The following is an 18407-nucleotide window of genomic DNA, read 5'->3' as shown; positions in this document are numbered from 1 at the left end:
GGCTGTATTACGGGACGCGCCCCTCTCTCCTCTCGTCATTCCGGAGCGCGCGTAGCGCGAGCCCGGAATCCATTCATCCATCGTCTCCGCGACCCGATGGGTGCGCAATCGCGCACCCCAGTTCGCGCCATGCCGGCGCGCCCCGGAATGACGTGCTGAGAGAGCTGCAAAAAACAAAATAATCTTCCCGCTCCCGCCAATGGCGGAGTTCCCGCGCGTGCCTATGTCTTTCCGAACGACAATGAAGAAGGACACCGGGCGATGGCACAACGGCAACTCAAGCTTGGCGCGTTCATGCGCCCGATCAGCATTCACACGGGCGCCTGGCGCTATCCCGGGGCCTGGCCCGACGCCAATTTCAATTTCGGCCACATCAAGACCCTGATCCAGAAGCTCGAGGCCGGCAAGTTCGACGCCTTCTTCATGGCCGATCACCTCGCCGTGTTGAACATGCCGGTCAATGCGCTGAAGCGCAGCCACACCGTGACCTCGTTCGAGCCGTTCACGCTGCTGTCGGCGCTCTCCGCGGTCACCGAGCGGATCGGCCTGATCGCGACGGGTTCGACCACCTTTGACGAGCCCTATCACGTCGCGCGCCGCTTTGCCTCGCTCGACCATCTCAGCGGCGGGCGCGCCGGCTGGAATATCGTCACGACGTCGAACCCGGACGCGGCGTTGAATTTCGGCCTCGACGATCACATGGAGCACGCCGAGCGCTACAAGCGCGCCCGCGAGTTCTACGATGTCGTCACGGGCCTGTGGGATTCCTTCGCCGACGATGCCTTCGTGCGCGACGTCGAGAGCGGCCTGTTCTTCGATCCCGCCAAGATGCACACGCTCGACCACCACGGCAAATATCTGAAGGTGCGCGGTCCCCTCAACATCGCCCGCCCCGTGCAGGGCTGGCCCGTGATCGTTCAGGCCGGCGCCTCCGAAGACGGCAAGCAGCTCGCGGCCGAAACGGCGGAAGCTGTCTTCACCGGCGGCGGCAGTCTCGCCGACGGGCAAAAGCTCTACGCCGACATCAAGGGCCGCATGGAGAAGATCGGCCGCGACCCCGAGCATCTCAAGATCCTGCCCGGCGCTTTCGTCGTGGTCGGCGACAGCGTCGATGAGGCCAAGGAAAAGCGCGCCTTGCTCGACAGCCGCGTGCATTACGACAGCGCCATCGCCTCGCTCTCCGTCATCCTCGGCACCGACGCCTCCGGCTTCGATCCGGACGGACAGCTGCCGGAGATTCCGGAGACCAATGCCAGCAAGAGCGGCCGCCAGCGCATGGTCGACCTCGCCAGGCGCGACAAGCTCACCGTGCGCCAGCTCGCCCAGCGCGTCGGCGGCTATGGCGGGCTGTCCTTTGTCGGCACCGCCAAAACCATCGCCGACCAGATGGAGGAATGGCTGGTCGGGCGCGGCTCCGACGGCTTCAACATCATGTTCCCGTTCCTGCCCGCCGGCCTCGACGATTTCGTCGACAAGGTGGTCCCGGAGCTGCAGCGGCGCGGGATTTTCCGGAAAGAGTATGAAGGGCCCACTTTGAGGGAGAATTTCGGCCTGCCCAGGCCGAAAAACCGGTTCTTCGAGGGGTAAAGGGCCCGTTTCGGGCAGTTTTCGACCCCTAAAACCTTGACATCAGGCGGTTTCTGGCTAGGTTGCCGGCCAACGCGGGCCGTTTGGCCGGCTCCAGATTCCCTTCATTCCTGAGGTTCTGAACATGGCCAAAGCGGTCACCATCAAGGTCAAGCTCGTGTCCTCGGCCGACACCGGCTTCTACTACGTCGCCAAGAAGAATTCGCGCACCATGACCGACAAGCTGGTCAAGAAGAAGTACGATCCGGTCGCGCGCAAGCACGTCGAATTCCGCGAAGCCAAGATCAAGTAAGATCGGCTTAAGCGTCGAGGAGTTTTGCGGGGCCCTTTCGGGCCCCGTTTTATTTTGTGCCATCTCGTGTCCCGGACGCGCTGCAGCGTGCAACGCTGCTGCGCAGAGCCGAGACCCAGAAGCCAACACGGCACCATGGAGACATGGGCCCCGGCTCTGCAGCGCTTCGTTGGAAGCGACGCTGCGCTGCCTCCGGGACTCGAGAGCTGAGGACACCTACTCCCACACTGAGATCTGCACAGTCGGCGCGCTGGAGCATGTGTGACCCACCTCGCAGAGCACCCTGACCGGATTCACTATCTCCTGCGTCATCGTTCGCATGAATCCGGTCCATTGCCGTGAAGAGCCATTTGCCCCTGCTGGATCCACTGCGCTTCGCCGCCGCGCTCGGCGTTGCCATTTTCCACCAGATGTTCTGGTCCTGGGCCTGGACGTCGATCGGTGTCCCCGGCTTCGAGCGCACCGTCGCCGCCGACGTGATCTACCCCTCCGCCGCGGCCTTCACGTGGTTCGGCTGGGTCGGCGTCGAGATCTTTTTCGTGATCTCCGGTTTCGTCATTGCGAATTCCGCGAGCACATCTTCACCGGGCGCGTTTCTGCTCGGCCGCGCGCTCAGGCTCTATCCGGCGGTGTGGGTGTGCGCCACCGCGACCTTCCTCGTCCTGCTGCTGTTCGGCACTGGTCCGGCCTCCGAGCTCATCCTGCCCTACATCCACGCCATGCTGATGGTGCCCAAGGGCGTCACGGGCCAGTGGCTCGACGAGGTCTATTGGACGCTGGCCGCCGAGACGGCGTTCTATGGGCTCGTGTTCTGCGCGATGCTCACGAGGAAGATCACGCTGCGGCACCTGGCCTTCGGCCTCACCATCTACAGCGCGATCTTCAATGCCGTCGCGCTGCTGGTCGCGTCCTGCACGACGCCGTCCGACCTGCCCTATCTGGTCATCCTGATGTTTCGGGTGCCGTGCGCGGCCTTCCTGTTGAGCCATGGCTGCTTCTTTGCGCTGGGGATTTGGCTGTTCATCTCCGCGAACAGGGAATTGACGGCGCTGGAGCAGTTCGCCGTTGTCGTCACCTGTCTCTCGGGCGCCGCGGAGATCTACGTCTTCGCTTCCTTCTTCCTGACCTCGATCCCCGCCATCGCCGATCAATCGGCTCTCGTGCCGATCATGGTCTGGGCGCTTGCCGTGCTCCTCATTGCCCTTGCCGCGAGGAGAAACAGGCGCTCTGCGGGCGCCGCAGCACCCGAAGCACCGGCCTATTTGCGAACGCTGGGACTGATCACCTACCCGCTCTATCTCACCCACAACGTCATCGGCGCGGCGATCATTCGTGCCCTGATCGACGCAGGCTTCGATGCCACCTCGGCACTCTGGATCGCGCTCGGCCTGCTTGGGCTGGTCTGCTGGTTCATCTGCGCGAAGATCGAGCCGGCCATCCGGGCTGCGCTGATGCAAGCCCTCGCGCGTTTCGGCAAGCTGCCGCAGAAGCAGCCCGCATCGCGTCGCCCGGCTTGGGCACGGGGGCTCCGCTTTCCGCTGCCCGTCTCCATGAAGGTGAAGGCCGCAACATCCTAAGGGGTACCTCGCTACGCCCAGAGCACGAGAGCGACTATCTCCTGGAACTGTCGCGTCCGCTTTACGCGCGGAAGACGACGTCAACGGAGTCCCACTTGATGTCAGCGATGGGCCCAGGACCGGACATACGACGATTGGGAGCTAACTTCGTACAAATCTCGCGCTGCCAAACCAATCGTCCCACGTCAGGCCTTGGATCGTGTGGCCGTCGCTCTGAAACCGAAGCCGCGCGCGGTCACCCTGTGGTGGGCTTGCAAATGCCATGCGAGCCAAAGCCATGGCATCTCGCTCACCCTGATATTCAAACCCCAAACTCGAAAAGCGCATCAACGGACCGTCAAAGCCGGACAATCCATCAATGCGAAACCACAGATGGTTGTCTTTTGGTTCGATGTGGAGCAAGCCAAACCCTTCGTGTCTATAAGTACCGACAAACTCTTCCTGAGACCAACGAGATGTAGAGACCGGTTCCTTGCGCTTTTCCTCATTGAAGCTTGTAACCCGGTCAATGAATTCCTTCCGCAAGACCTCATCGAAATGGGTAATCCAGTCCGTTACGGTCTCACCACGCATTAGCTGTATTATTCGATTGGTAACCGCGAAGTGAGCGAAACCTGAACCGAGATTGGTCGCTACAAATATTGCCAGGCCGCCTGCCAAATCGCACCAAATGTTGGCTCGAAATCCGCGAATGCTGCCGTCGTGCTGAATGCGCCGATTGCGAACGTGCCAGCCAAGACCATAACCATCATTGAGCGTTTGATCCCTGCGCGCAGTTTGCAGCAGATGCGTCTCTTTTATTTGCCGAGACGAGCCGACGGCGGATGATTTTCCTTCCGCGAGATGAAAGCGCAGCCACGTTGCTGCCTCACGAGCACTCATTGTCTGACCGATTGCTCCAAGCAGATTGTCCACGAACATGGCAGGGACAGCCCGAACCTTGCCTTCGATTTGATAGTGGGGAGCGGCAACATTGTCGTCCGCACGTGACATATTACCGGGCCGCAGTCCGAGTGGGGTCAAGAGATAGTCGTTTAAGATGCGGTCAAATGGATGCCCCACAGAAAGGGCCATTGCCTCAGCCGCAGCAGCGTAGCCGATATTGGAATAGGTAAATTGATCGCGAAATCCGGCTACCGGTTGAATGTGGCGGGCATTAAACAATATCTCCGCTCGGCTGAGGTCGGAGCCGTACTCCCCGGCACTAGCACGCGACAGTCCGGTCCGATTGGCAAGCAAATCACGCAACGTCACGTGATCACTTATCCAAGGATCATAGAGCTCAAATGAAGGCAGATATTTCCGGATGGGATCGTCCCAGTCAATCGCACCGGCGTCCACCAGCACAGCAGCCAATGCGGATGTGAAGGCTTTTGAACAGGACCCAATTCCAAAAGCGGTGTCGGCATCGGCAGAAATGGACGTCTCGACACAGCGCACGCCGTAGGCTCTAACGAGAACAGGACCATCTCGGCGGACGACCGCAACGGACATTCCCGGTACAGCCCAATGCTGCAAGACCTTCGCAATGAAGGGATCCAATTCTGTCGCCAAATCGCTCAATCTGACATCTCCCAGGCGAATGCGGCGTTAGGGTGCCCAATATTAGTGAAGCAGCGTTAGTCCGCTACGGGTCATTCACGTCGGTTTTGCGCCCGGATGCAAACGTCCGGTCTCCCCCTGTGAGGCGACACATAACTGCACCACGCCAACGAAGCTAAGGGCCAACACCAGACTCGGCAACGCAGCATTTACTCAATCACCTCGTCGGCGCGGGCGAGAAGGCCGGTCGGTACGGTCACGCCGAGCGTCTTCGCTGTCTTGAGATTGGCTGCCAACCAAAATTTGGTGGGAAATTCGATGGGAAGGTCACCGGGTCGAACACCCCTGAGAATCTTGTCTACAAAATAACCGATGCGACGATAACACCAGCGCAAGTCAACTCCATAGCTGACGAGGCCGCCGTGGATAACGTGCTCGCGATATCCGAAGACGGTCGGCAGCCGCTTTTCAAGGGCAATGGCGCCGATCTGCTCGCATCGGACAAGCAACAGATTAGTCTGAATGACAACGACGACATCGACCTTTTCGTTCGCCAGCGCAGCGAGCGCACCCGGAATGTCGTTCGCCGTACTGGCATCGGTTTCGACCACGCTGAAGCCCAAACTTTGGCAAGCTGCCCTCAAGTCCCCAACTTGGGGCGGGCCCTTGGGGTCGTTCATGTTGGTAAGCAGTCCAACACGCCGCGCCATCGGCGCGATTTCTCGCACGAGTTCAATTTGCTTCGTCGGCAATCCCGCAATGTAGGGCTCAATGCCCGTTACGTTTCCTCCAGGGCGAGCTTCGCTGGCAATCAAGCCCAGATGAACCGCGTCCGCGAGAGCGCCACAGACAATCGGTATCGTCGATGTCGCCTTTCGGGCCTCGACGGCTTGCAACGTCGCGGGCGCGACGATGATATCTGGTTTGACCAGAGCCACCATCTCTTCCATGGTTGCTACTCGGTCAGCAAACATGTCAAATCGCTTTATGACGTCAACGTTTCGACCTTGCTCGTAACCGAACTCCAAAAGACCTTTGACAAAATTGCCAAATACTAGGTCCAGTATGAATTGAGGCACGTTTGCGCCTGCGGGCGCACCTGCGGGCGGAGCTCCCGCCCACGCGATGATCGGACGTTTCGGCGCAGACTGCGCGCTTGAGCCTTGACCAAACAGTATTGATGCGGCTGAGCCAATAAGGCCGAAACGTCCGATGAACTCCCGCCGTCGCATAAGTCCCTCCTCAAGGACCGCGCTCATGGGAGGCATAGACTACCACGTTGGCGCCGTTCTGTGACAGACCATTGAAGAGCATACTCGACGGTGTGTCGGGTCGCATGGGGTCAAAAAGCGGCGGTCGGCCGACCGCACCGAATGGTCGTCGATGGGCCAGAAGCTGACCTTTAGGCCAACTGTTGTGCACCCTGTTTCAGCCCGCAGCGTGAGGATTGACAACCGTATAGCCGCGCAATGATGGCGGGTGCATCCTCGTGACGTGGCCGCCTGAGTTGCGTCAAAGGCCGTCCAAATGTCGCCTCCGAGATGCTGTTCTAAAATGAACACGTGCCCGCGTCGCGCCGCGACCATGCCGAGCGCGGGCGAGGTACGCGGAAAGCGTAGCCAGTTGGCTGCGAGGTTTAGTTCAGGCACCACACGACCAAACACTCGCAGCGCCGCGCCACAACCACAAAACGAAGAAGGGCAGCCGGTCGGCCGACCGGCGACAATCCGGTTGTGAGCACCAGCAGGCAACGCCCTTGTGCTCTCGGCCGTGGCTAAAGTTGTTTTGGGCGATACGCCTGCAGTGGGTGGGGTGAAATTCGTTCACCGCGCGTCTGCGTGGACGACAAGTCACATGGCATGATGACATTGCATTCGGGCGCTTGGCTGATGCGGTAAGGTCCCGCTTCCGAGCAGATTGGGCTGATGACAACAAGGAGATACGCAAAAAATACTTGCTTTAACATTGCAGGACTCCAAACTGAGATCCTGCCCCGGGCACAAAGAAACGAACAACAATTTGGCTGAAAAGCGACGGAAACAACTGCAATCGCGCTCCACTCTCGACATCAGGAGAAGCTCGTGAGTCGAATAGTAACGCGTCGCGCGGTGCTTACGACGGCCTGTTCGATCACTATCGCTGCTGTTGCAGATGCCGATTCATTGCGACCGCGGCGCATCGGGTTGGTTACCTCTGGCTCCGGCGAGCGAATTATCGGATGGTTCAGAGAAGCCTTCAAGTTGATGGGGTACCGGGAAGGAAGCGACCTAATCATTGATCTGCGCGAGGCGAAAGGTCACTACTCTCTGCTGCCCGGTCTAGTCTCGGAGCTCATCGCACTGAAGCCAGACGTTATCATCGCTGAAGCGACACCTGCGATTGCGGCGGCACAAAGGGCGACTTCGACGATTCCGATTGTTATGTCGCCAGCCACCGATCCTGTCGGTTCAGGCTTCGTCAAGAGTTTCACGAGGCCCGGAGGCAACATAACCGGCACAGCGAATATGTTCGCAGATCCCACGACCAAGACGCTGGACATTATTCGCCTGCTCTTTCCCAAGGTACAGAAAATCGGCGTACTCACCTCAAATAACCCGGTGCACCCGGCGATGGCACAAAGTGCAACGAAGGCAGCAGTGGTCATCGGCATTTCGGTGCAGCGCTTCGTTGTGCCGAACCCGGAAGACCTTGAAAAGGCGTTCGCAGACATGAAAGCGGCGGATTGCGATGTGGTTTATGTACTTGCAGACCCACCGCGCGATGCCTTGCCATCAATTGCTCTGAAGTATCGGCTGCCCACGGTATTTCAGGTCAACACTTACCCGGATCGGGGCGGATTGATGGCTTATGGGCCGGACCTCAAGGCTCTCTTCCTACTTGCAGCCGGCTACGTGGACCGCATTCTAAAGGGCGCGAATCCAGCGGACTTGCCGGTTGAGCAGCCGACCAAATTTGAGTTCGTGATCAATCTCCGGACGGCAAAAGCATTGGGATTGACTGTCCCTGAGCAAGTGCTTCTGATGGCGGACCGAGTGATTGAATAGGGGTCCCGCTTCCGAGATATGGACATGACCTAAGTCCGATCCGGGTCACAAGCGGCCCATCACGGCCAAGCAACGCGGCGTCCGCTCAAAGCTCGCAAGCTGACAATGGCGTTTTCACGCCGCTATCTACGCCGTCCGCAACACCGGCGCCGGCGGCTGTGACGGCCTGACCAGCGCGAATGCCACCTGGACGATGCCGCCGGCAAGGCCGAGCGCGACGCCGATGCGCCAGGCCATGGTGTAGGAGCCGAGCGCGTCGTAGAGCACGCCGCCTCCGTAGGCGCCGAGGAAGCTGCCGATCTGGTGGCTCATGAAGGCAAGACCCTGGATCATCGCCTGCCAGCGCAGGCCGAACATCTCGGCGACCGCGCCCGCGACCAGCGGGCCGACGCCCATCCAGAGGAAGCCCATGATGGCGCCGAACAGCAGCGTCGAGAACGGGGTCGCCGGCAGCATGAAGTACCAGGCGAGCGCCAGCGAGCGCAGGATGTAGATGCCGCCCAAGAGCGCCAGCTTGTTCCAGCGCTGGCCGGCCCACCCGAAGAACAGCGAGCCCAGCACGTTGAAGCCGCCGATCATGCCGAGCGTCTGCGCGCTCAGCATCGGATCGAGGCCGCAGATGGCGAGATATGACGGCAGATGCGTGGTGAGGAATACCAGCTGCATGCCGCAGACGAGATAGGCGCAGGTCATCACCACGAAGGAGGCGTTGCCGAACGCCGCCCTTGTCACCGCCGCCGCGCTGGCATCGCCGATGTCGTCGGCGGCGGGCTTGGGCAGCGGGACCTGATCGACGCGGCCGGCATACCAGGCCGCGGGGATCATCAGCACCGACATGACGACGAAACCGGCGAGCCCGGCGCGCCAGCCAAAACCCTCGTTGAGCATCTGCCCGATCGGCGCCGACAGGAGCGCGCCGAGCGAGCCCGCGCCGGAGACGATGCCGAGCACGGTGGAGCGCACCGTTGCGGGCACCGCGCGTGCCGCCACCGACATCGCGATCGCAGCCGCGGTGCAGGCCAGCGACGTCCCGATCAAGACTCCGGCGCCAATCATGATGCTGACGAGGCCGTTCGCGGTCGCCATCAGAATGAGTCCGACGATGTACATCAGCGAGCCCGCGATCATGATCGGGCGGAAGCCGTAGCGCACCGTCATCGCGCCGGCGAGCGGCTGAAGAAAGCCCCAGGCGAGGTTCTGCACCGCCAGCGCCAGCGTGAAGTCCGAGATCGAGATGTGGATGTCATGCGTCAGCGGCTGCATGAAGATGCCGAGCGACTGCCGCAGCCCCATGCTCAGCGTCAGCATGATCGAGGCGCCGATCAGGATGGGCAATGTCGGACGCAGGACCTGCAGCAGGGGCATTTTCGTCTCCCTTTTGGGCACGGCGCAATCGCCGCCGTCTGCTTTTGCCGTTGATTTTGGTTACACAGACCTGTGTACTTAGGCTATGATTGGCAGGTGCTGTCAAGCGAACAGGACCTTTTCTGCTGCATGGCTCCCCCGCCCGCCCCACAGACGATGAAAGAGCGGATCCTTCAGACCGCCGACAAACTGTTCTATCTGCAAGGCATTCGCGCGGTCGGCGTCGACACCATCGCGGCGGAGATCGGCATCTCCAAGCGCACGCTCTACAACCACTTCCCCTCCAAGGACGCGCTGATCACGGCCTATCTGGAGCGCCGCTTCGTGCACGCTTCGCCTTCCGACAAGCCGCCGGCCGAGCAGATCCTCGCCACCTTCGATTCGCTGGAGCGGCGTTTTGCGGCCAGGGATTTTCGCGGCTGCCCGTTCGTGAATGCGGTCGCCGAGCTCGGGCCCGCGGACCGCGCCGTGAAGAAGATCGCAGTGGCCTTCAAGGAAAGCCGCCGCCTCTGGTTTCGCGACCGCCTGACCGAGCTCGGCGTGACGGAAGCGGACGCGCTCGCAACGCAGCTCGTGCTCCTGGTCGACGGCTCCATTGCCCAGGACCTCGTGCGCGACGATCCGGCGATGGCGCGCGCGGCAAAGGAAGCGGCGAAGGTGCTATTGCGGAATGCCGGGGTGGAAGTGGGTGGCGATGCGAAGCCGGCGAAGGGTCGCTGACGCGCAGGCGCTCTTTCGCGTCTTCGACTTGTTCGCCGCCGCTGTCGGGTTGCGCTCCAGCGCAGCTTTGTGGCCGGGAGTTTCGCCCTGGCGCATCGAACTTTAGCTACGGCGTATTCATCGCCGCGCGCCCGGAATTTCTTGTCCTCAAATCGAAATCGCCGCGCTAAACAGGCGATGTCACTTTGGTTGGGCATGCGGCCCTGCCATCTGGGCGACCGAACCGCGCGAGGTCAGGATGAACCGGATCAGTTTCACCTCGGACCAGCTTCCTGCGCGCCTCGGCGACGCGGCGCGATTCGCGCAATGGCATGAGCAATTCGAGGCGCTGACTTGCTGCGTCGACTATTCGCGTTTCGAGGACTGCGCCTTCCGGGCTCAATTTCAGTTTGCGCAATTTTCCGATGTGCGGGTCGCGTTGTTCGATGGAACGCTGAAACGGTTTGCCCGGTCGGCAAGCGCCATCGCGCGTGGCCCTGACGATGATTTTTGCCTGCTGCTCAATCGCGGGACGGCACGAGTACAATTGTCACAGTTCGGCCGGGATGCTGCGGCCGGCCCCGGCGGCGCGTTCCTCGGGACCAACGGCGCGGCCGCCGAGATGATGGTCGAGGCGCCGGGCGAATGGGCGACCGTGACGATCGCCCGAGACCGTCTGCTGCAGCTCGTTCCTCGTGCTGACGATCTGATGGCCATGCCGCTCGATCCCGGCCAGCCGGCACTGCGTCATCTCAAGCGCTATCTGGAGAGCGTCCTTGATCCCGACGAGGTCGGGTGCGATCCGGATCTGGACCGCCACATCGGCACGACCGTGCTCGATATCCTCGCGCTCACCTTGGGCGCCAGCCGCGATGCTGCCGAGGTCGCCACCCTGCGGGGCTTGCGCGCGGCGCGGCTGCGCGAAATCCTTGCCGAGATCAGGGCGAGCTTCACCAATCCGGCGTTCTCGCCGCGCAGCCTGGCGCAGAAGATCGGATTGTCGCCCCGGTACATCCAGGTTCTCCTGCAGGAGACCGGTGCGAGCTTCACTGAGCGCGTGCTGGAATTGCGCCTCCAAAGCGCAAGGGCGGCGCTCGCCTCGCGCCAGCACGGCCGGCTCAAGGTGAGCGAGATCGCCTACGCCTGCGGCTTCAACGACATCTCGTATTTCAACCAGGCCTTCCGTCGCCGCTTTGGCGCCTCACCGACCCAGTTGCGCGGGTCGCCGTAGTCGACGTCGGCTGTCCGCGCAAGCCATTGATTTAGCTGGCGCCGTCTACTGTGCATGGGGTTGTTTTCGCAAATTTCGTGCGGACGGCCCTCACGCCGCCTGCGACACCACGCGATTGCGGCCGTCGTGCTTGGCCCGGTAGAGCGCGGTGTCGGCGCGCTTGAGCACGTCGGCGACCGCCTCGCCCTTCTGCTCCAGCGTGGTCAGGCCGATCGAGATCGTGACCTCGATGCGCTTCGCACCTTTGTGGATCGCGAACGGCTCGCCCGCGATCGAGCGGCGCAGGCGCTCGGCGACCATGCCGGCGACGTGGAGATCGGTCTCCGGCATCACGATGACGAATTCCTCGCCGCCGTAGCGGCAGGCGAGATCGATGCCCCTGATCGACTTGCGCACCCGCACCGCGAATTCGCGCAGCACGTCGTCACCGGCGTCGTGGCCGTAATTGTCGTTGATCGACTTGAAGAAGTCGATGTCCAGGATCATCAGCGCCAGCGGCTTGCCGCGCGTTGCGGCCTGCTCGGCGAGCGTTGCCAGATGGCTCTCCATGTAGCGGCGATTGTGCAGGCCGGTGAGCGCGTCGGTGATCGCCATCTCGATCGAGTTCTGCACGTTGTCGCGCAGATGATCGGTGTAGCGGCGGCGGCGGATCTGGGTGCGGGCGCGCGCCAGCAGCTCGGTCTTGTCGATGGGACGCAGCAGATAGTCGTTGACGCCGATCTCGAGGCCGCGGAGCAGCCGCGTCGAGTTCTCGGGGTCCGCGATGGCCAGGATCGGCACATGCCGCGTGCGCTCCAGCGAGCGCGCCTGGCTGCACAGCCTGAGGCCGTCGAAATTGTTGAGGTCGAGCGAGACGATCAGGAGATCGTAATTGCCCTCGGCCGCGTGGAACAGCGCCTCCGTCGGGTTCGGCTCGACATCGATGGTGTGCTCGGCCGCGAGGATCGTCGCCAGCCGCTCGTAGGAGGACTCGCGATCGTCGACCAGCAGGATGCGGCCGCCCTTGCCGGTGTCGGCCACGGCACTGCGCTCGGGCGCCTGCATGCCGATCTCGAGCGAGGTGATGGCGCGCATGCGCAGCTCATCGGTCATCATCTTCAGCCGCGTCAGCGAACGCACGCGCGCGATCAGGACGACGTCGGAGACGGGTTTTGTGAGGAAATCATCGGCGCCGGCCTCGAGCCCGCGGTTGCGGTCGGACGGACTGTCGAGCGCCGTCACCATGACGACGGGAATGTGATGCGTGGCCGGATCGGTCTTGAGGCGGCGACAGACCTCGAAGCCGTCCATGTCAGGCATCATCACGTCGAGCAGGATGATGTCGCATTCGGCACGGGCGCAGATCGCCAGCGCCTCGGTGCCGTTCGCGGCGGTCATCACGTCGAAATATTCGGCGGAAAGGCGGGCCTCGAGCAGCTTGACGTTGGCAGGGACGTCATCGACGACCAGGATACGCGCAGACACTGTGAACTCACTTCCTATCCGATGAAACGCCGGACCGTCTCGATGAATTTGCCGACCGAGATCGGCTTGGACAAATAGGCCTCGCAGCCGCCCTCGCGGATGCGTTCTTCGTCGCCCTTCATCGCGAAAGCCGTGACCGCGACGACGGGAATGGAACGCAGATCCGGATCGTCCTTGATCCAGCGCGTCACCTCGAGGCCGGAGACCTGCGGCAACTGGATATCCATCAGCACGAGGTCGGGCCGCATCTTGCGAACGAGGTCGAGCGCCTCGTAGCCGTTGCTGGTGCCGGAGGTCTGATAGCCGTGCGCCTCCAACAGGTCGCGGAAGAGCTTCATGTTGAGCTCGTTGTCTTCCACGATCAGGACGGTCTTAGCCATCCCGCCCTCCTGATTGGTCCGAAGGACCGATGCATGTGACGCCTCAGACGCCGCTCGCCGGCGTTTCGAAAACTGGATTCAAACTAGCCTCAGATTCGCTTGAGTTTCGTTAAACCCGAGGATCGACTTTCTGCGATGTGGTTTCCAGTTGCTTGTCTGGGGGTCGGAAGACTCAGAGGCGAGACTCGGGCATGATGCAAAGTAGACACCGAAAGTTAACGGAAAGGCAAACCGTCCCCTTGAAAAAGCCTGTTCACAACCCCCGCGAAGTCGCTGAAATCGTTGCGATTCAGGCGCTGTCCTTCGTTGCCAGCGAGCCCGAGCGGCTGGGCCTGTTCCTGGCCGAGACAGGAGTCGGACCGGAGACCCTTCGCAATGCCGCCGCCGACCCCCATTTCCTGCTCAGCGTGCTCGATTTCGTGATGCGGGACGATGCCACAGTGAAGGCTTTTGCCAGCTCCGCGGAACTGCACCCGACCAACGTCGCCGCAGCGCGGCAGGTCCTGGGCGATGCGCTCGGCGACCCCTCCTGGGAGCGCGATGTGCCGTGAGCACCCCCGTCCCGGCCGGGCCCCGCTGCTTCTGCCGGGATTGTCTGGCCGACCTGGATACGGCCGTTCGGCGCTGCGCGGCCTGCGGTTCCCCTCGCCTCGTCCGCCACCGGACGCTGTCCACGCTGACCATCGCGCATATCGACTGCGACGCCTTCTACGCCACGGTCGAGAAACGGGATAACCCCGATATTGCCGACAAGCCCGTCATCATCGGCGGTGGCAAGCGCGGCGTGGTCTCGGCCGCCTGCTACATCGCGCGCACCTATGGCGTGCGCTCGGCGATGCCGATGTTCAAGGCCTTGGAAGCCTGCCCGCATGCGATCGTCATCCCGCCCGACATGACGAAATACGTCCGCGTTGGCCGCGAGGTGCGCCAGGCCATGCAGGCCCTGACGCCGCTGGTCGAGCCGCTCTCGATCGACGAGGCCTTCCTCGACCTCTCCGGTACCGAGCGCGTGCACGGCATGATCCCGGCAAAGGTGCTGGCGCGCTTTGCCCGCGACGTCGAGCGCGACATCGGCATCTCCGTCTCGGTCGGCCTGTCCTGCAACAAATTCCTGGCCAAGATCGCCTCCGACCTCGACAAGCCGCGCGGCTTTGCCGCGCTCGATCAGGAGGAAGCGCGGCTGATGCTGGCGGACAAGCCGGTCGGCTTCATCTTCGGCGTCGGGCCCGCCACGCAGGAGCGCCTGGTCCAGCGCGGATTTCGCATTATCGCCGATTTGCAGAAGGCCGACGAGATCGAGATGATGCGGCAGTTTCCGAGCGACGGCCGCAGGCTGTGGCGGCTCGCACGCGGCATCGACGACCGCCGTGTCGAGCCTGACCGCGGCGCCAAGACCATCTCGAGCGAAACCACCTTCGAGACCGACATCCGCGATTTCGCGACGCTGGAAAAGATCCTGTGGCGGCTGTGCGAGAAGACCTCGTCGCGGCTCAAGAGCAGCGAGCTCGCCGGCTCGACCGTTACGCTGAAGCTGAAGACCGCCGATTTCCGCCAGCGCACGCGCTCGCAGTCGATCGCAGCCCCGACCCAGCTCGCCGCGAAGATCTTTGCGATCTGCCGCGAGATGCTAGCGAAAGAGATCGACGGCACCGCCTTCCGCCTGATGGGGGCCGGCGTCAGCGCGCTGCGCGACGGCTCGCCCGCCGACGACACCGACATGCTCGACCGCCGCGCCGCCCACGCCGAGCGCGCGGTGGACAGCCTACGCAAGAAATTCGGCAGCGCCGCGGTGATCCGAGGCATCGCCTATGAGGGCCCGGAGAAGGCGCAGGAGTGATGGCCGGTGAACGCGATATCCAGGTGCTGCTGCGGGACATGAGGCCGCAGTTGCGGCCGGGCACCTTCGTGTTCTGCACGATTCCGCTCGACGAGCGCATCCCCGCCGAGGTCAACCCGCTACTCACCTTTCGCGAGCAGGAAGGCACCACGTTGGTCATCTCTCGCGAGGACGCCGAGCGCGCAGCACTGCGCTACGCCTTCGTCTCGCGCCTGATCACTCTGGCGGTTCACTCCGCGCTCGATGCGGTGGGATTCCTCGCGGCCATCACGGCGCGCCTCGCCGAAGCCGGCATCAGCGTCAATGCCGTGTCGGCGTTTCATCATGACCATCTCTTTGTGCCCATTGACAGAGCAGACGAAGCGATGGCTGTCCTACGGGACTTGTCCAAAGTGCAGCGTTCGTAGCCCGGATGGAAATCAATCCGCGACCGCAATCGCCTCGATCTCGATCAGCCATTCCGGCGCGGCGAGCGCGGTGACGCCGAGAAGCGTGGACGCCGGCGGCTCCATGCCTTCGAAGAAGGCCGAGCGGGCCTTGCCGATGATCGGGCGCAGCTCCGGCTTGTAGTTCACGACGAAGGTCGTGATCTTGACGATGTTGGAATAGCTCGCGCCGGCTGCCTTCAGCGCATGGCCGAGATTCTGCATCACCTGCGTCGTCTGCGCGGCGATATCCCCCTCGCCGACGATCCGCCCCTCCTCGTCCACCGAGACCTGCCCCGAGATGTAGATGGTGCGCGCGCCCGAGGCGGTGACGACGTGGGAGTAAGCGGGATTGTGATGCAGGCCGCTGGGGCGGAGATGGTCGAGCTTGGGCATGAGGTTGCCTCCCTGAGGTTTGTGCTTGGGAGGGAGCGTAGCGGGAGAGTATGACGAGAGCTAGTCTGCCACTGCGAAGATTGATCTCGCACGGGCAGAGCGAAGCGTGCCCACGATTTTGCCCACTGCTGAAAAGCGGTGGGCACGGCCCGCGAAGCGCGCGCCTCTGCCCCCTACGCCTTGCCCGCCCTTCGGCCACCGCTCGCGCGGAGAGCCCGTCAATTGCAGGGCTTGCTGTCCTTGACGTCGAACTTGCCCATCGCGCCGGAAATGACGAAGTCGTTGTAGTCGAGCATGAGCTGGCGCGAGACGCCGTTCTCGTAGAGCTCGAACGACATCGCATAGACCGGCGTCTGCTCGCCCTCTTTCTGCTGGGCGTCGCGGTCGAAATAGCTGACGGTGACGGGCCAGCGCTGCAGCGACTTCATGTGCTCGTCCGACGTCGAGGGATCGGCGGAGGTGGCGCGGTCGGCAGGGATCGGCTGGCCGATCACGGTCAGCGTGTTGTAGACCTTCTGGCCATCGTCGGAGCCGTCATAGACGGACAGCTCGAGCAGCGATTTGCCGTCCTTGGCGGCGGCGATGATGCGCTGGATCTGCTCGGTCGGAAACACGATCTTGCCGTCGAGGGTAAAGCTCTTCGGCGCCGGCAGCTTCAGCTTCACGTTGATATGGTCGCCGTCTCGCTCGGCCGAGCCGTCGACGCGGCCGGCGTCCGCCTCGTTCATCCGCGTCTCGATCTTGAAGCGATAGCTCTTGCCCGCGGCGTCCTCCCAGGAATTGGAGCGGAGGTCGCTGAGCGTGACCTTGCCCTCGCCGCTGTCGAGCTCGGAGACCTGGCGGAATTCGGAGGTGTAGCCCTCGCACGAGCTTCCGGTGAAATTGTAGAGGATGCGGCCACGGGCGCTGTTGACCGAATTGGAGCGCGATTTCACCAGGCTCAGATCATAGAGGGCCTGATGCGCCAGAAACGGACCGTTGGCGGCCTGCGCGCGGTCGCCAAGGCCGAAACTGGCCGCCGCGAGCGCCATCACACCGAGCGAACTCCGGAAAAGGTGCACCATGTCTATTCCTTGGGGACGCGTCCTGGGAAGCGCAGATTCGACATTTTAATGACCGTTCCATTGCGTCGCAACTGAGGCCGTTTCACGTAAAGTTGCGGCCCTGGCGTTGAACCTGCCGCCTCGCCGCGGGCCAAAGCATCTTCTTGCGGGTTGCTTGCATGTAGCGGCCCGATGGGCGAAACAGGGCGCGCCCGGCCACCTTGCGGACGCGCCGGGGCGAATGATTTTGGACAACGAGGTCGGACATGGCGGGCACGGTCGAGCAGAAGCTGGCGGAACAGGGCATCAAGCTGCACGAAGCCCCCACCCCCGTCGCCAATTACGTCCCGTTCGTGCGCACCGGCAATCTGCTGTTCGTCTCCGGCCAGGTCTGTTTCGATCCCGCCGGCAAGCTGATCGCAAAGGGCAAGCTGGGTGCCGGCGTCTCCATCGAGGACGGCGCGGCGGCCGCACGCGGCTGTGCGGTGAACCTGCTGGCCCAGGTCAAGGCGGCGCTCGGCGATCTCGACAAGGTGGTGCGCGTGGTGCGTCTCGGCGGCTTCATCAACTCGGCGCCGGACTTCCTGGACGGGCCGAAGGTGCTCAACGGCGCCTCCGACCTGATGGTCGCGGCCTTCGGTGACAAGGGCCGCCATGCCCGCACCACCGTCGGCGTCGCCTCGCTGCCCGCCGATGCGGCGGTCGAGGTCGATGGCGTGTTCGAGGTCGCCTGACGGAACATGCGCGCTCCTGATTGGCTGACGGCCCGGCCGGTCGCCCATCGCGGCCTGCACGACATCTCCCGCGGCATCGTCGAGAATATGCCGGGCGCGGTGCAAGCTGCGATCGCGGGCAATTTCTCGATCGAGGTCGACATCCAGCTCTCCGCCGACGGCGAGGCCATGGTGCATCACGACCATGCGCTCGGCCGCCTCACCGAGGCCACCGGCGAGGTCGTGTCGAAGACCGCCGCGGAGCTGAAGGCCGTCAAGTTCAGGGGTACGGACGAGCGCATGATGTCGCTGCCCGACCTCTGCGCCCTCGTCGCCGGCCGCGTGCCGCTGGTGATCGAGGTGAAGAGCCATTTTGGCGGCGACCGCAAGCTGGTGAAACGGATGGCCGAGGTGCTGGAATCCTATGACGGGCCAGCCGTCGGCATGTCCTTCGATCCCGATCAGGTGCAGGCGCTGCGCGAGCTGCTGCCCTCCCGCCCGCGCGGCATCATCGCGCAGCGGACCTATGAGGACGACTACTGGGCCAAGCTGACCCGGGAGCAGCGCGACAGCATGCTCTATCTACGCCACGGATTTCGGACCCAGCCCCATTTCGTGGCCTTCCGGGTCGATGACCTCCCGGCCCCCGCCCCTTGGATCGCCCGCAACGTCTTCGGCTGCGCCCTGTTGGGATGGACGGTGCGGACCGGCGAGCAACGGACCCGGGTCGGACAGTATGCGGACCAGATGATTTTCGAGGGGTTCGTGCCGTAGGCCTTGCGCGTGTCCCGGACAAGCGGCGACACGTAGCG

General features: G+C 62.9%; 18 protein-coding genes. 11 read left to right on the top strand and 7 right to left on the bottom strand.

The window, feature by feature from the left end:
* Nucleotides 1–261 precede the first annotated feature (261 nt).
* The 3 genes from XH83_RS14735 (at nucleotide 262) to XH83_RS14725 (ending at nucleotide 3456) form a co-directional block, all read left to right on the top strand.
* Nucleotides 262–1587: an LLM class flavin-dependent oxidoreductase gene (locus XH83_RS14735; protein WP_194407680.1), complete on the top strand. Its 1326-nt coding sequence runs from the start codon at nucleotides 262–264 to the stop codon at nucleotides 1585–1587.
* Nucleotides 1588–1711: 124 nt separating this feature from the next.
* Nucleotides 1712–1879, top strand: coding sequence for a 50S ribosomal protein L33 (gene rpmG / locus XH83_RS14730; RefSeq protein WP_007603295.1), 168 nt, complete (start codon nucleotides 1712–1714; stop codon nucleotides 1877–1879).
* A 338-nt stretch (nucleotides 1880–2217) separates the two neighbouring features.
* Entirely contained in the window at nucleotides 2218–3456 is a 1239-nt protein-coding gene (locus XH83_RS14725; protein WP_194407679.1) for an acyltransferase, read from the top strand.
* A 141-nt stretch (nucleotides 3457–3597) separates the two neighbouring features.
* Here XH83_RS14725 and XH83_RS14720 read toward each other — a convergent pair whose 3' ends face one another.
* Together XH83_RS14720 and XH83_RS14715 are read right to left on the bottom strand one after the other, a co-directional pair.
* A complete protein-coding gene (locus tag XH83_RS14720) occupies nucleotides 3598–5019 on the bottom strand; it encodes a serine hydrolase (RefSeq protein WP_194407678.1) in 1422 nt (473 codons plus the stop codon).
* Nucleotides 5020–5207: 188 nt separating this feature from the next.
* Entirely contained in the window at nucleotides 5208–6230 is a 1023-nt protein-coding gene (locus XH83_RS14715) for an ABC transporter substrate-binding protein (protein WP_194407677.1), read from the bottom strand.
* Nucleotides 6231–7079: 849 nt separating this feature from the next.
* Between XH83_RS14715 and XH83_RS14710 the strand changes: the two genes are divergently transcribed.
* The gene (locus XH83_RS14710) at nucleotides 7080–8042 is read left to right on the top strand and encodes an ABC transporter substrate-binding protein (RefSeq protein WP_194407676.1); all 963 of its coding nucleotides are present in this window, start codon (nucleotides 7080–7082) and stop codon (nucleotides 8040–8042) included.
* 126 nt (nucleotides 8043–8168) lie between these two features.
* On the opposite strand, the gene XH83_RS14705 is transcribed toward XH83_RS14710, so the two are convergent.
* A complete protein-coding gene (locus XH83_RS14705) occupies nucleotides 8169–9407 on the bottom strand; it encodes an MFS transporter (protein WP_194407675.1) in 1239 nt (412 codons plus the stop codon).
* Nucleotides 9408–9536: 129 nt separating this feature from the next.
* Between XH83_RS14705 and XH83_RS14700 the strand changes: the two genes are divergently transcribed.
* Both XH83_RS14700 and XH83_RS14695 read left to right on the top strand, forming a co-directional pair.
* Entirely contained in the window at nucleotides 9537–10127 is a 591-nt protein-coding gene (locus XH83_RS14700; protein WP_194407674.1) for a TetR/AcrR family transcriptional regulator, read from the top strand.
* Nucleotides 10128–10365: 238 nt separating this feature from the next.
* Nucleotides 10366–11337 carry an AraC family transcriptional regulator gene (locus XH83_RS14695; protein ID WP_194407673.1) on the top strand — a complete coding sequence of 324 codons (972 nt, stop codon included), beginning with the start codon at nucleotides 10366–10368 and terminating at the stop codon, nucleotides 11335–11337.
* A 90-nt stretch (nucleotides 11338–11427) separates the two neighbouring features.
* On the opposite strand, the gene XH83_RS14690 is transcribed toward XH83_RS14695, so the two are convergent.
* Together XH83_RS14690 and XH83_RS14685 are read right to left on the bottom strand one after the other, a co-directional pair.
* Nucleotides 11428–12801, bottom strand: coding sequence for a PleD family two-component system response regulator (locus tag XH83_RS14690; RefSeq protein ID WP_194407672.1), 1374 nt, complete (start codon nucleotides 12799–12801; stop codon nucleotides 11428–11430).
* A gap of 14 nt (nucleotides 12802–12815) precedes the next feature.
* A complete protein-coding gene (locus tag XH83_RS14685; RefSeq protein ID WP_194407671.1) occupies nucleotides 12816–13181 on the bottom strand; it encodes a response regulator in 366 nt (121 codons plus the stop codon).
* 239 nt (nucleotides 13182–13420) lie between these two features.
* On the opposite strand from XH83_RS14685, the gene XH83_RS14680 reads away from it, so the two are divergent.
* Genes XH83_RS14680 through XH83_RS14670 form a run of 3 tightly spaced genes read left to right on the top strand, consistent with a single transcriptional unit; the run spans nucleotide 13421 to nucleotide 15425 of the window.
* Nucleotides 13421–13732: a DUF3572 domain-containing protein gene (locus XH83_RS14680; RefSeq protein WP_194407670.1), complete on the top strand. Its 312-nt coding sequence runs from the start codon at nucleotides 13421–13423 to the stop codon at nucleotides 13730–13732.
* On the top strand, nucleotides 13729–15018 hold the full coding sequence (locus XH83_RS14675; protein ID WP_194407669.1) for a DNA polymerase IV: 1290 nt from the start codon (nucleotides 13729–13731) through the stop codon (nucleotides 15016–15018). The genes XH83_RS14680 and XH83_RS14675 overlap by 4 nt, the downstream gene beginning before the upstream one ends.
* Nucleotides 15018–15425: an ACT domain-containing protein gene (locus tag XH83_RS14670; RefSeq protein WP_194407668.1), complete on the top strand. Its 408-nt coding sequence runs from the start codon at nucleotides 15018–15020 to the stop codon at nucleotides 15423–15425. Before XH83_RS14675 ends, XH83_RS14670 begins: the two co-directional genes overlap by 1 nt.
* Before the next feature lie 12 nt (nucleotides 15426–15437).
* Here XH83_RS14670 and XH83_RS14665 read toward each other — a convergent pair whose 3' ends face one another.
* Together XH83_RS14665 and XH83_RS14660 are read right to left on the bottom strand one after the other, a co-directional pair.
* The gene (locus XH83_RS14665) at nucleotides 15438–15839 is read right to left on the bottom strand and encodes a RidA family protein (protein ID WP_128920555.1); all 402 of its coding nucleotides are present in this window, start codon (nucleotides 15837–15839) and stop codon (nucleotides 15438–15440) included.
* A 218-nt stretch (nucleotides 15840–16057) separates the two neighbouring features.
* On the bottom strand, nucleotides 16058–16903 hold the full coding sequence (locus XH83_RS14660; RefSeq protein WP_194407667.1) for a cell envelope integrity EipB family protein: 846 nt from the start codon (nucleotides 16901–16903) through the stop codon (nucleotides 16058–16060).
* A 245-nt stretch (nucleotides 16904–17148) separates the two neighbouring features.
* On the opposite strand from XH83_RS14660, the gene XH83_RS14655 reads away from it, so the two are divergent.
* Complete coding sequence (locus XH83_RS14655) at nucleotides 17149–17616, top strand: RidA family protein (protein WP_018321130.1); 468 nt, start codon at nucleotides 17149–17151, stop codon at nucleotides 17614–17616.
* Nucleotides 17617–17622: 6 nt separating this feature from the next.
* A complete protein-coding gene (locus XH83_RS14650) occupies nucleotides 17623–18369 on the top strand; it encodes a glycerophosphodiester phosphodiesterase (RefSeq protein WP_194407666.1) in 747 nt (248 codons plus the stop codon).
* Nucleotides 18370–18407 lie beyond the last annotated feature (38 nt).

Origin of the sequence: Bradyrhizobium sp. CCBAU 53351 (assembly GCF_015291745.1) — a bacterium.
GTDB lineage: Bacteria > Pseudomonadota > Alphaproteobacteria > Rhizobiales > Xanthobacteraceae > Bradyrhizobium.
The sequence above is the reverse complement of the archived record's forward strand: the minus strand, read 5'-3'. Positions and strand labels throughout refer to the sequence as shown.

What these genes read in the sequence shown, in the direction of transcription:
- XH83_RS14715 (WP_194407677.1), bottom strand. Translation starts at nt 6,230, where the DNA reads ATGCGACGGCGGGAGTTCATCGGACGTTTCGGCCTTATTGGCTCAGCC.
- XH83_RS14650 (WP_194407666.1), top strand. Translation starts at nt 17,623, where the DNA reads ATGCGCGCTCCTGATTGGCTGACGGCCCGGCCGGTCGCCCATCGCGGC.
- XH83_RS14685 (WP_194407671.1), bottom strand. Translation starts at nt 13,181, where the DNA reads ATGGCTAAGACCGTCCTGATCGTGGAAGACAACGAGCTCAACATGAAG.
- XH83_RS14670 (WP_194407668.1), top strand. Translation starts at nt 15,018, where the DNA reads ATGGCCGGTGAACGCGATATCCAGGTGCTGCTGCGGGACATGAGGCCG.
- XH83_RS14700 (WP_194407674.1), top strand. Translation starts at nt 9,537, where the DNA reads ATGGCTCCCCCGCCCGCCCCACAGACGATGAAAGAGCGGATCCTTCAG.
- XH83_RS14705 (WP_194407675.1), bottom strand. Translation starts at nt 9,407, where the DNA reads ATGCCCCTGCTGCAGGTCCTGCGTCCGACATTGCCCATCCTGATCGGC.
- XH83_RS14735 (WP_194407680.1), top strand. Translation starts at nt 262, where the DNA reads ATGGCACAACGGCAACTCAAGCTTGGCGCGTTCATGCGCCCGATCAGC.
- rpmG (WP_007603295.1), top strand. Translation starts at nt 1,712, where the DNA reads ATGGCCAAAGCGGTCACCATCAAGGTCAAGCTCGTGTCCTCGGCCGAC.
- XH83_RS14660 (WP_194407667.1), bottom strand. Translation starts at nt 16,903, where the DNA reads ATGGTGCACCTTTTCCGGAGTTCGCTCGGTGTGATGGCGCTCGCGGCG.
- XH83_RS14655 (WP_018321130.1), top strand. Translation starts at nt 17,149, where the DNA reads ATGGCGGGCACGGTCGAGCAGAAGCTGGCGGAACAGGGCATCAAGCTG.
- XH83_RS14695 (WP_194407673.1), top strand. Translation starts at nt 10,366, where the DNA reads ATGAACCGGATCAGTTTCACCTCGGACCAGCTTCCTGCGCGCCTCGGC.
- XH83_RS14665 (WP_128920555.1), bottom strand. Translation starts at nt 15,839, where the DNA reads ATGCCCAAGCTCGACCATCTCCGCCCCAGCGGCCTGCATCACAATCCC.